The sequence below is a fragment of the Pseudovibrio sp. POLY-S9 genome (genome assembly GCF_001431305.1).
In the GTDB taxonomy this organism is placed as follows: domain Bacteria; phylum Pseudomonadota; class Alphaproteobacteria; order Rhizobiales; family Stappiaceae; genus Pseudovibrio.
In genome coordinates this window covers 7762-19358 of record NZ_LCWX01000020.1, presented here as the reverse complement: position 1 = coordinate 19358, position 11597 = coordinate 7762, and the positions used below count along the sequence as shown (strand labels likewise).

The following is an 11597-nucleotide window of genomic DNA, read 5'->3' as shown; positions in this document are numbered from 1 at the left end:
CAGCTCAGGTCTTCCATACGCAAGAAGATGTCGAAGCTGCCTTCAAAGCTGGCGAACTCAACAAAGATGTGATTGTTGTGCTCCGTTACGTCGGGCCGCAAGCCTGCGGCATGCCAGAAGCCCATAAACTGACGCCACCTCTTAGCGTTGTGCAGAACCGAGGGTATAAAGTCGCACTTGTAACAGATGGCCGGATGTCCGGCGCCAGTGGCAAGATCCCAGCTGCAATTCATGTTACTCCCGAGGCGATGGATGGTGGACCAATTGCAAAGGTAAGGGACGGTGACTTGCTGCGTCTTGATGCAGTAAGCGGTACGCTGGAGCTGCTTGTTCCTGCAGATGAGTTTGCGCAAAGGCCTGCCGCACCTGCAGACCTACAAGCTTACCAGAGTGGAACCGGAAGAGAATTATTCGCAAGTTTCAGAGCAAACGTGAGCTCAGCCGATACCGGCGCTCGCCTCTTCAATCTGGAACAGACAAACAAAACCCAACGGAATGCTGACACAATCAGCGCAATGGAGACAGTGTAATGGCTCAAAATATCGAGCGCGTAGAAGCAATCATGACCGCCGCCCCGGTGATCGCAGTTCTCATTGTCGATGACCCCAAAAAAGCAGTTCCAATGGCACAGGCTCTCGTGGATGGCGGCATCCCGGGCATCGAGATCACACTGCGCACTCCAAACGCTCTGGACTGCATCAAGGCAGTCGCTGACAACGTGGAAGGCGCTCTGGTTGGTGCCGGTACCGTTCTCACCCATCAGCAGTACGAAGCCTCCGTCAAAGCAGGGTCAACATTCGTCGTTTCTCCGGGCGCAACAGACAATCTGATCGCAGCTGCTGAAGATTTCCAGCAAACTCCTTTACTTCCGGGCACATGCACTCCGTCTGAAGTGATGAAGCTGCTGGAAGCAGGCTATGAGCGTCTCAAGTTCTTCCCAGCAGTTCCAGCCGGCGGCACTCCGATGTTGAAAGGTCTGTCTTCTCCTCTGGCTGCGGCTAAATTCTGCCCAACTGGTGGTATCAACCTTGGCAACGCACGTGATTTCCTTGCTCTGCCTAACGTCCTTTGCGTTGGTGGGTCCTGGATCGCAGACGCAAAAGCAATTGAATCTGAAGACTGGGCAGGCATTGAAAAGCGGGCTCGCGAAGCAGCTGCATTGACTGTTTAATCGCAAACCATCACGATTGATTGCATTGAATTTCTTACCCGGAGCCTTACATCAAGGACCTGTCATGCTCTTAAAAAGCATGACATATTTCCGGGTAAGAAGACGCATAAAAACAAAACTTTGAAGCAGTTTGCACGTCCCGAAAAACGAGCAAGCTGCTTTACGGTAAATTGGCAAGGCGCGACACTCGCTGCCAGCCAGAAGCTATTACAAGAATAAATGGAGGCCTCGATGCCGACAGCTAATCCAAAAGATATCTTTAAGCGCCTTGATGAACACGCTCAGGCCATTCATTCCACTAAGATTACCGATCTCTTCGCTGCAGATCCTTCTCGTTTTGATAAGTTCTCTCGTTCTTCTGACGACCTACTCTACGATTTCTCCAAGAACAAGCTGACTGATGAAACCCTGGAGCTCCTGCTCGAACTCGCACGCGCTGCCAATGTTGAAGCAAAACGCGATGCCATGTTCGCAGGTGAGCACATCAACACCACTGAAGACCGCGCTGTGCTGCACACCGCCCTGCGCAACCAGTCCGAGAACCCGGTACTGGTGGACGGCAAAGACGTTATGCCTGGCATCAACGAAGTTCTCGTCAACATGGGCGACTTTGCAGAAGGCATCCGCTCTGGCGAAATCACAGGTCATTCCGGCGAGAAAATCACAGACGTCGTCAACATCGGCATTGGTGGCTCTGACCTTGGTCCGGTGATGACAACTCTGGCTCTGGCCCCATATCATGATGGCCCGAACCTGCATTACGTCTCCAACGTAGACGGCGCACACATTGCCGACACTTTGGAAAACCTGAATCCGGCGAAGACCCTCTTCATCATCGCCAGCAAGACTTTCACCACTATTGAGACCATGACCAACGCGGCAACAGCCCGTCGTTGGATCGCCAAACACAACGGCGAAGAAGCTGTCGGAGCACACTTTGCAGCTGTCTCCACCGCACTGGAAAAGGTCGCGGCCTTTGGCATCTCGCAAGAGCGTGTCTTTGGCTTCTGGGACTGGGTCGGCGGACGTTACTCCATCTGGTCCGCGATCGGCCTCCCGCTCATGATCGCTATTGGTCCGGATGCATTCTCCGATTTCCTCGGCGGCGCCCATGCAATGGACAATCACTTCCGCACCACCCCGATTGAAGACAATATCCCGTTCCTGATGGGCCTCGTCGGTGTCTGGCATCGCAACGTGCTGGGTTACGACACCCGCGCAGTTCTGCCATATGATCAGCGCCTTGCCCGCTTCCCTGCCTACCTGCAACAGCTGGATATGGAATCCAACGGCAAAAGCGTCACCAAAGATGGCACAACGGTTGAAACCCAGACCGGTCCAATCGTTTGGGGTGAGCCTGGCACCAATGGCCAGCATGCGTTCTACCAGCTCATCCATCAGGGCACGAGCATCATTCCTTGCGAGTTTTTGGTTGCTGCCAACAGCCACGAAGAAGACCTGCAAACCCATCACAATCTCCTTCTGGCAAACTGCCTTGCCCAGAGTGAAGCCCTGCTCCGTGGCCGTTCTCTGGAAGAGGTTGAAGACAAGTTTCGTAAAGATGGAAAATCTGAAGAAGAGATTGCCAAACTAGCTCCACAAAAGGTCTTCCCGGGTAACCGGCCTTCAACCACCCTCCTCTATGATCGTCTCGATCCATTCACGCTGGGTAGGCTGATCGCGTCTTATGAACATCGCGTCTTTGTTGAAGGAGCGATTTGGAACATCAACTCCTACGACCAGTGGGGTGTTGAACTTGGAAAAGAACTCGCGACACAGCTGTTGCCAATGGTTGAAGGCAGCCAATCTGCAGCAAACAAAGACAGTTCGACCCAAGGCTTGTTAAAATATCTAAAGAAGGCGAGGAGCCTCTAATTTTTAACAAACTTTAACCATGTTCTTTTTGTTAGCTCGACCTCACAAAGTTAGAGCTGCCAGGAGGTATCGGGGTCCGGTCAAATTGGGATTGGCAGCAAAAGGAGACTGGAAAAAATGAAAAAAATTGCTCTTGCTGGTGTAAGTGTTGCATTGCTTGCCCTTGCTGGCTGTAACACATCTTCAAGCACGGACCGTACTCTCATCGGCGGTGGCCTTGGTGCTGCGACTGGTGCAGCCATCGGCGCTGCCACAGGCGGTGGTGTGGGGTCCGCTGTCGCTGGTGCAGCAATCGGCGGTGTAGCTGGTGGCATTGTTGGCAATGTGACAACTCCGAAAAACTGCACTGCCTATGATCAGTACGGTCGCCCTTACCGCGTAAAGTGCCCATAAGCCTCGCAAAAAGACTTGGTTACACCATTCCAAAGGCCCTGCAACCGCGGGGCCTTTTTGCGTTACATACCTACAACTCTCAAAAGGCAAACAGCTTCAACTTAACCACCTTGCCATCTCGTAAGCTGCATTCACTCATCTGCAACAGATCAGGTACTACCGTGGGTTTCAAACAATCAGACCATGGGTAGGATCGTGAGAAAAGCAATAATCATAACAGCCACCCTGCTCACACTCGGTGCTTGCAGTGAGTATAACCGAACAGACCGCGTCCTCGTTGGCGGAGGTCTTGGTGCAGCCACCGGCGCTGCGATTGGAGCGGCAACCGGAGATGTTGGCGCCGCCTTTGCCGGTGCTGGTATCGGTGCCGTTGCAGGCGGGTTGATTGGTGCAGCCACCACTCCGCGCCGCTGTGTCGGCTACGACACCTATGGCCGCCCATACTACTACCGTTGCTGACAGCAATCCTCTCTACAGATCAGCCATAAAGTCCGGCGCTGCCATGTCCAGCTTGAAGCTGCGCGGGCTTTTGGCACCCGCACTCTGCTGCACCATCTTCTTGTAGATGATCTTATGCGCAGCCGCCAAAGCCATCTTGGCGTATTTCATCGCACCAACGCTGTGCCGATTGCCAGAGATCCCTGCTCTACGCAGCAAACCATTGGCATAGATGATCGCATAAAAATCCCTGATCTCAGTGGTGAAGTGCTCAGTGGTCACCGAGATGTTCACCTCATCATGGTTCTCAACCCGATGCGGGTTGTTGAGCGGCCAGTGCGCCATCTCACCCGGGCTCAGCGTCACCTTTGTAGCGAACTCATCATACCAAGGCTCAAAGCGGATCTCTTCTTCGGTCGTTCCAAGGAAGATACCTTCCAACTGCTCATCAGAAAGAAACGGCGCGGTATTCTCATAAATATAAACGTCCTTATGGCCCTTCACCTGCCATAAGGATTGTCCGGGTACATCTGCATGATAGTACACTTGGGCACCGGGGGAAGAAATCAACATCCCGGTCTTGTGCTTGAAGGTCTCAAAGCCTGGAACCTTCACCTCAAGCTCATCAAATATCTTCGATGTGACCTGCCGAAAGCCTTCATCCCAGTCCTGAAGTGCACGAAGAGAAAGCCAGAAACGTCCTTCTTCTACAGCACGAAGCACATCCTCGCCTTTGGCGCCTTCAATACTGCCTTGTAGCCACTGGGACTTCTTGGTGCCAATGGCACCGGGACGAACAAAATCATAGTGCTCAGAGGGAGTGGTCTCAATCAACCGCGCTAGGTTTTCTGGCAGAAACACAGGCAGCTCATGCAGGCGGTTGTTCAGCAGGAGCATGTGCTTGCCGAACACCTCTTTGTAATGCTCTTTCCATTCAACAATCAAATCATGCTGAAGAACCAATTCCAAATCATGATACATGACGCCGCCTAACCCGAAAAATACTAGTAAATTTTGACCAGTATATCGAAACCGCACCTGCAAACTCATTAACGCCGCAGCAAACCGGTGACAGGGTAAACAGAACCTTTACCAACGCAAAACGGGAGCCAATGGCCCCCGCTTCACATCTCTAAGTCCGCTTAGACTCTCAGGCTGCTTCAGTTTCCTGAACCAGAGCAGCTTCCGGAGCTACGTAAGTGTAGCCCAGGTTTTCAGCAACTTCAGCAACAGTGACCTGACCTTTATAAACGTTCAGACCCGGCAAGAAGCCCGGGATGTCGCGAAGAGCAGCTGCGTAGCCTTTGTCAGCCAGTGCCAGAACGTATGGCAAGGTCGCATTGTTCAGCGCGTAAGTGGAGGTGCGAGCCACAGCGCCCGGCATGTTTGCCACGCAGTAGTGAACCACTTCATCCACGATGTAGGTTGGATCCTGGTGCGTTGTTGCACGGGAGGTTTCAAAACAACCACCCTGGTCGATAGCAACGTCAACCACAACAGAACCCGGCTTCATCGCCTTGATGTGCTCTTTAGTCACCAGTTTCGGCGCAGCAGCACCAGCCACCAGAACAGCACCAACAACCAGATCAGCAGCCAGAACTTCTTTCTCAAGCGCGGCACGGTTGGAGAACACTGTCTTCAAGCGGGAACCGAAGCGAGCAGAAAGAGCGTCGAGAACATCAACGTTTCTGTCCAGAACGGTAACATCGGAACCAAGGCCGATTGCCATTTCAATTGCGTGGGCGCCAACAACACCGCCGCCAATCACAACGGTTTTCGCAGGAGCAACACCCGGTACACCGCCAAGCAGAACGCCAGCGCCGCCATTGGCTTTCTGCAGTGCAGTTGCACCAGCCTGAATGGAAAGACGACCAGCAACCTGAGACATAGGCGCCAGCAGTGGAAGACGGCCTTTTTCGTCAGTTACTGTTTCATAAGCGATGCAAACCGCGCCGGAGGCGACAAGGTCAGCAGTCTGCTCTGGATCCGGAGCCAGGTGCAGGTAGGTGAACAGCAAGTGGTCAGGACGGAGCATCTTGCGCTCAACAGCCTGAGGTTCTTTCACCTTCACAATCATTTCTGCTTTCGCGAAGACGTCTGCAGCAGTCGGCAGGATGGATGCGCCAGCTGCAATATAGTCAGCATCGCTCGCGCCAATGCCAACACCGGCATTGGTTTCAACAACCACGTCGTGGCCATGAGCAACAACTTCACGCACGCTGTCTGGCGTCAGACCAACGCGATATTCGTGATTTTTTATTTCCTTAGGAACACCAACAAGCATCACAATCTCCCAATCAGCTTCGGCTTTGTGTTTCTACATAGCTTATGGAAATCTCAACTGCAGATGCTTGCAATGTGCGCACGACACGGTACATTTTAGCAAACATCTACGAATAAACATCGTTCAGACACAATAATCTGCGAAAACGGCAAAGCTATGAAACTCGACAAGCTTGATAAAAAGATCCTCCGTGCGCTGCAGGACAATGGCCGTATCTCCAATTCTGATCTCGCAGATCATGTGGGCCTGTCCGCCTCTGCCTGCTTGCGTCGTGTCCGGACTCTGGAGGGTGAAGGCGTCATCGAGAAGTACGTCGCACTGCTCAATCCGAAAAAGCTGGGCAAGCGCATGAGTGTCTTTGTCGAGATCTCACTCGGGTCTCAGTCAGAGGAAGCCCTTTCAACATTCGAGAAAGCCGTTGATCGCTCCACCGAGATTATGGAGTGCCACCTCATGGGCGGCGATGCGGATTACATCCTGCGTGTGATGGCCGATGATCCGGTTGATTTTGAGCGCATCCACCGTGACCACCTCACCCGCCTTCCCGGCGTTGTGCGCATGCGCTCCTCGTTCGCGATCCGCTCCACCAAACAAGGCAGCGCTCTGCCAATTTCCGAGAGCTAATTCACCTCGGAAACCTTGCGGTTTTCTCACAGGCATACTCGACGCTTCTGCCAAACCTCTCTATAACAACGCTCAATTGTATATTGCTGCAGCTCTCCCGGGCTGCATGAGTATGGAGCACGACTTTGACCCCAATTATCACTTGCTTGCTGGACGGTCGCTACGAGCTGGCCGAAGGTCTCCTCTGGGATGAACTGACAAAACACCTGTTCTTCTGTGACATCCTAGGAAAACAGATCCATGCAATGCATTGGGATAGCAAAGAAGTCACCACATGGGACTTCCCGAAAGTCGTCGGCTCCTTCGGCCTTTGTAAAGACGGTCGCCTCATCGTGGCGATGAAAGACGAAATCATCCTGTTCGATACAGGCACCAAAATGTACGAGGTCATCGCAAAGATTGAGCCGGATAATCCACGCACCCGTCTGAACGACGGTAAGGTCGGACCTGACGGCGCATTCTGGGTGGGTACCATGGACGACATCAGCCCAAGAACCCCTATCGCCAGCCTCTATCGCGTCACGCCAGATGGCAACGTCACGCAGATCGCCACTGAAATCAGAACCTCCAACGGCTTGGCATGGTCTCCGGACAACAAGACCATGTACCACTCTGACACCGGCTCCGGTGAAGTCTTCGCCTATGATTTCGACCGCGACTTCGGTGCAGTCACCAACCAGCGCAAGTTCCTGCAGCTGGACAACACAGTGGGCAGACCCGACGGCGCAACAACAGACACCGATGGCAACTACTGGTCCGCAGGCGTCTCAGCGGGCAACGTCAACTGCTTTGATCCGGATGGACAGCTGCTGCAGTCCATCGCCATGCCAGTCCCACGCCCGACCATCCCGTGCTTTGCAGGTCCAAACCTGGGCACACTGGTCGTGGCAAGCCTGCGCCCGCATGGAGATGACGAGCTTCTCAAGGAGTTCCCAAAATCAGGCGGTCTCTTTGCAATGGATGTGGAGCACAAAGGCCTGCCAACCTGTCGTTTCGGATAAGCTCTGCCCTGCCTCCTGAAAAACAAACAGATTTAGCACCGCTGGCTCATATCCGGCGGTGTTGTCGTTTGGGCCCCGGATACGGGGTGAGCAAGGCGAGCAGGCAGTGCCTGCGCATTGTGAGTAAATTAGTTTCTTCGGCATTGGCTGCTCGCCTCGCCCGGGCGTTTTTGTATGAAACAAGGTCTCCACCGAAAGGCATTGGGAGCAGGCACCATCAGCAACAAGCACACCAGCCAGAGGCAAGTGTGAGTATCAGTGATAGCTAAACGCCTGCCAGTGTAGACGCCCATCGGGTGACCAGCTTCCGCTTGGTCCCTGCACTAAAGACTTTCAAGGGGTGTTTCAACGGACCCGCCGGAGGATGCGTTATGTCTCCCGGTAGCCCCGCCCAGCTCACGCTGCACTGACGGTCGCTCCGCCAGCTGCCCGTTTACGTGAACATGAGATCAACAATAAGCTAGCCTGAGCGAACGGGGATAAGATTTTCCGGATCCAAGCAAAAATAAGGGGCAGTCAAACCGCCCCTCAATCAACTCTGCTTCAGCTTTCACCAGCCTCAGAAGGCTTGTCGTCAATCTGGTAGGGCGCGAGAACCTTCTTGGTTTTCTCCGGCAGGTTCTTCCCCCAGCCGGCATCAAGCTTGTGGTCAACAGACACGCGGTCATCAAACACAAAGCACTCGCCTTTCCAGAGGCTCTCATCCTCTGGCACATTTTCCAGATAGTTCAGAATACCGCCCTCAAGGTGGTAAACCTCATCATAGCCCTGCTCCAGCATCAAGCCGGTAGCCCGCTCGCAGCGGATACCACCGGTGCAGAACATGGCAACCTTCTTCTTGGCGCGCAGAGCATTGTCATTGCGTTTGACCCACTCAGGAAACTCATTAAAGGTCTCCGTGTCAGGGTCCAATGCACCTTCAAACGTGCCCAGAGCAAACTCATAGTCATTGCGCGTATCAATCACGACCGTATCCGGATCAGAGATCAGCGCATTCCAGTCCTCTGGCTTCACATAGGTGCCGACAAGATCATTCGGATCAATATGGTTCACACCCATATTCACGATCGCCTGTTTCAAACGCACCTTCATGCGCTTGAATGGAACTTGCTTCGCCCAGCTTTCCTTGACGATGATGTCATGAAAACGCGGGTCTTTGCGCAAGTAAGCAATCACGTCCCGCATCTGCGGTTCTTCACCAGCAATAGTTCCGTTAATGCCCTCACGAGCAATAAGAAGACTGCCGCGAATACCTCGGCTTTTGCAGTAGTCAAGCAGAGGTTCGCGCATGTCTTCAAAGTCCGCAAACTCAACAAACTTGTAGAGCGCACAGACCAAAATGGGGGTTAGCGTATGTGTCATTCTTTGCCTTTGTGGGCTTATTCGTAGCAGTACCTATACCCATTTCCATCGGGTCTGTCAGCAAAAGAGACCATACCAAAACTGCAAACCTCCCCTGCCGAAGCAGGGAAGGTTGAAATGTAACTCGCACGAGAGGTCGTCACAGGTCCATTTACCGGCCCGGGCGGAAGGTTTCCATAATGGTAAGAAGCGTCTGAAGCTGATCCGGCGTGCCAGACTGAGCAACCTTTTCCGTAGCACCAGCAGCTGCCATGGTATCCATGGAGTAGATCTGCATAACGCCCTGGTTGGTTGCAGCCTGAGCCAGAATGTTCTGCTGCTGAGAAGCAGCCACGTTATTCTCAAAGAGAATACCGGTTGAGTGCGCCATCGTCTGGAAAAGCGAACCCATAGCCATGGCGGGTGCTTCACCAACAACCTTCACATTGGTTTGTGTGACGGCATCAGTAATCATTGGATTTACCGTATCCGGCATAGTCGTCATCCTTAAAAATGCAGCATATCTTTCGAAGAGACGAAACCGCCTTTCGAATACCGATACGCGGGAGACAGAAACAAAAGCAGTTCAGCAGAATATGAACTGCCATGAATGAGAGAAGTCGTGTCCGGTGATTTCACAGAGAACCACCAGGGGCATGCCCACCTGAAAACCAACCGGACACCATTAACTGCAAGTTGAACCAACGCCGCCGGAGGGCGACGCCTAAACCCGTTAGGTTGGGTTGAAAACGCGCATGATTGTCAGCAGCGTGTTCAACTGGTCTGGTGTGCCGCTTTGAGCAACTTTTTCGGTAGCACCAGCACCAGCCATCGTATCCATGGAGTAAATCTGCATGACTCCCTGGTTAGCTGCTGCCTGAGAAAGAATGTTCTGCTGCTGAGCGGCAGAAACATAGTTCTCAAAGAGAATTCCGGTGGAATGTGCCATTGTCTGAAAGACACTGCCCATTGCCATCGCAGGGGCTTCACCCACGACCTTTACGTTGGACTGGGTAACCGCGTCAGTGATCATAGGGCTAACAGTTGTTGGCATTCTAATAGTCCTCTTTCATACAGTTCTGGTCAAAATCCGGTTCTGCATTTCCTTGAACTGGCTCCAAAGGAGTACGCGCTACTACAACTTAAAGGATGCATCAGAACCATTCTCATCGCTCTGGCCTTTGCACCAGAAAGCGAAGCTCGAAAGTTCCGGTTATGGGTTGAAACTACGCAAGGTAGTCAGCAGCGTGCTGAGTTGGTCAGCTGTCCCAGCCTGAGCAACTTTTTCTGTGGCCGATGCCCCGGCCGTTGTATTCGCGGAATAGATTTGCATGACGCCCATGTTGGTCGTCGCCTGTGCAAGAATGGTAGATTGAGACGCGGATGCGACTGAGTTCTGCAACAAAATGCCCGTTGAATGTGCAAGGGATGCATAGAGATTTCCCATCGCAATTGCAGGCGCTTGCCCAAGCACCGTTACATTGGATTGCGTGACAGCATCCGTCACCATGCCGCCCTCTGGTATTACGGGGCCAATCCCCGGTAGATCCGCCATAAATCACTCCCACCTGATCAACCGAACTCATGAGCAGTTCAGTAAAAACGCAGCCCTGCTTCACCTCTGATCAAGCGCAAGCACTGCACTGACCAGAGGCAAACTCTCAATTATTTAGAAAACTCAATGGCCGTTGCAGACTGACCAAACACCCCGACTTAACGCGAAATGTACCGACACAATGTTCCGAGCAAACTCTCGTTCACCTGCTCGGCTTCCTTCGGGTCCATATGTGAAATGCTGTTTGCAGCAGCCATGGAACCAACAGAATAAGTATGCAAAATTCCCTGATTCAAAGCGGTCTGCGCAATGATGTTCTGGCGCTGTGCATTCGAGACGGAATTCTCAAAAAGCACCCCTGTCGATTGCGCCGCTGTCAGGAAGGTCAGCGCCAGCGCGAACGCAGGAGCCACCCCAAGAATTGCAATCACGTCAGCATCAACAGTTCCGCCATCGGAGGGTTTTGCTGCGCCACATTGTTCCTCAATAGTCTTTGGCATTTTTTCTCCAATATGCTTGTTATTATTGCCATTTACAGACTATTGACGCCGCTCCTCTCTATTTGTGAACTCTTTCCTAAGAGCCAGTGCCCTTCGTAAGAATTGGTTCACACATCACTCATCTATCGCGAGATCTCTGTTGCAGATAACTGATCAAAAGCTCGGAGAGCTTCTCATTGAGTGGCGCAATCTGCCTTGAAAGCTCCGATTTGATTTCCTTCTTCAGAAAGTCCCGCATGGCTTCAGCAGCCTGTACCGCCATCGCTTCCTGATTGGGCACCCCGCCGGGACCGGGCAGGCCAGAGCCCGGAAACTGCGCCATGCCGGGGCCAGCTTGCGGCCCACTTTGCCCAGGCACCATTTGCGGCTGTGCGGGCGGCGGCGTTGGTGGTGATTGCGGCTCCTCCTCATCCCC

At 53.0% G+C, this 11597-nt stretch carries 14 protein-coding genes and 1 pseudogene; 7 read left to right on the top strand and 8 right to left on the bottom strand.

Annotation, left to right across the window (positions count from 1 at the left end; genetic code table 11):
- From PPL9_RS01115 to PPL9_RS01095, 5 genes are all read left to right on the top strand, one after another.
- Nucleotides 1-530, top strand: a 530-nt coding sequence (locus PPL9_RS01115; protein ID WP_200962054.1) for a dihydroxy-acid dehydratase, incomplete at its 5' end; no start/stop codon positions are given.
- Nucleotides 530-1171, top strand: a complete 642-nt coding sequence (eda, locus tag PPL9_RS01110; protein ID WP_057460916.1) for a bifunctional 4-hydroxy-2-oxoglutarate aldolase/2-dehydro-3-deoxy-phosphogluconate aldolase — start codon at nt 530-532, stop codon at nt 1169-1171. The genes PPL9_RS01115 and eda, both read left to right, overlap by 1 nt.
- A gap of 231 nt (nt 1172-1402) precedes the next feature.
- Nucleotides 1403-3046, top strand: coding sequence for a glucose-6-phosphate isomerase (pgi, locus tag PPL9_RS01105; protein WP_057460915.1), 1644 nt, complete (start codon nt 1403-1405; stop codon nt 3044-3046).
- Between the two features lie 117 nt (nt 3047-3163).
- Nucleotides 3164-3439: a glycine zipper domain-containing protein gene (locus PPL9_RS01100; protein ID WP_057460914.1), complete on the top strand. Its 276-nt coding sequence runs from the start codon at nt 3164-3166 to the stop codon at nt 3437-3439.
- 195 nt (nt 3440-3634) lie between these two features.
- On the top strand, nt 3635-3898 hold the full coding sequence (locus tag PPL9_RS01095; RefSeq protein ID WP_057460919.1) for a glycine zipper domain-containing protein: 264 nt from the start codon (nt 3635-3637) through the stop codon (nt 3896-3898).
- Between the two features lie 12 nt (nt 3899-3910).
- Here the strand turns inward: PPL9_RS01095 and PPL9_RS01090 are convergent, their stop codons facing one another.
- Together PPL9_RS01090 and ald are read right to left on the bottom strand one after the other, a co-directional pair.
- The gene (locus PPL9_RS01090; protein ID WP_057460913.1) at nt 3911-4858 is read right to left on the bottom strand and encodes a hypothetical protein; all 948 of its coding nucleotides are present in this window, start codon (nt 4856-4858) and stop codon (nt 3911-3913) included.
- Nucleotides 4859-5027: 169 nt separating this feature from the next.
- On the bottom strand, nt 5028-6161 hold the full coding sequence (gene ald, locus PPL9_RS01085) for an alanine dehydrogenase (RefSeq protein ID WP_057460912.1): 1134 nt from the start codon (nt 6159-6161) through the stop codon (nt 5028-5030).
- A gap of 156 nt (nt 6162-6317) precedes the next feature.
- Between ald and PPL9_RS01080 the strand changes: the two genes are divergently transcribed.
- Both PPL9_RS01080 and PPL9_RS01075 read left to right on the top strand, forming a co-directional pair.
- On the top strand, nt 6318-6785 hold the full coding sequence (locus tag PPL9_RS01080; RefSeq protein ID WP_057460911.1) for an Lrp/AsnC family transcriptional regulator: 468 nt from the start codon (nt 6318-6320) through the stop codon (nt 6783-6785).
- A gap of 125 nt (nt 6786-6910) precedes the next feature.
- Nucleotides 6911-7786: an SMP-30/gluconolactonase/LRE family protein gene (locus PPL9_RS01075; RefSeq protein WP_057460910.1), complete on the top strand. Its 876-nt coding sequence runs from the start codon at nt 6911-6913 to the stop codon at nt 7784-7786.
- Nucleotides 7787-8329: 543 nt separating this feature from the next.
- Here the strand turns inward: PPL9_RS01075 and PPL9_RS01070 are convergent.
- From PPL9_RS01070 to PPL9_RS01045, 6 genes and pseudogenes are all read right to left on the bottom strand, one after another.
- Nucleotides 8330-9148: a rhodanese-related sulfurtransferase gene (locus PPL9_RS01070; protein ID WP_057460909.1), complete on the bottom strand. Its 819-nt coding sequence runs from the start codon at nt 9146-9148 to the stop codon at nt 8330-8332.
- Nucleotides 9149-9299: 151 nt separating this feature from the next.
- Nucleotides 9300-9623: a RebB family R body protein gene (locus PPL9_RS01065; protein ID WP_057460908.1), complete on the bottom strand. Its 324-nt coding sequence runs from the start codon at nt 9621-9623 to the stop codon at nt 9300-9302.
- A gap of 237 nt (nt 9624-9860) precedes the next feature.
- On the bottom strand, nt 9861-10181 hold the full coding sequence (locus PPL9_RS01060) for a RebB family R body protein (protein ID WP_057460907.1): 321 nt from the start codon (nt 10179-10181) through the stop codon (nt 9861-9863).
- Nucleotides 10182-10340: 159 nt separating this feature from the next.
- Complete coding sequence (locus PPL9_RS01055; RefSeq protein WP_057460918.1) at nt 10341-10637, bottom strand: RebB family R body protein; 297 nt, start codon at nt 10635-10637, stop codon at nt 10341-10343.
- A gap of 203 nt (nt 10638-10840) precedes the next feature.
- Nucleotides 10841-11182, bottom strand: coding sequence for a RebB family R body protein (locus PPL9_RS01050; protein ID WP_057460906.1), 342 nt, complete (start codon nt 11180-11182; stop codon nt 10841-10843).
- Between the two features lie 118 nt (nt 11183-11300).
- Nucleotides 11301-11597: pseudogene (locus tag PPL9_RS01045) on the bottom strand (hypothetical protein); the annotation flags it as partial.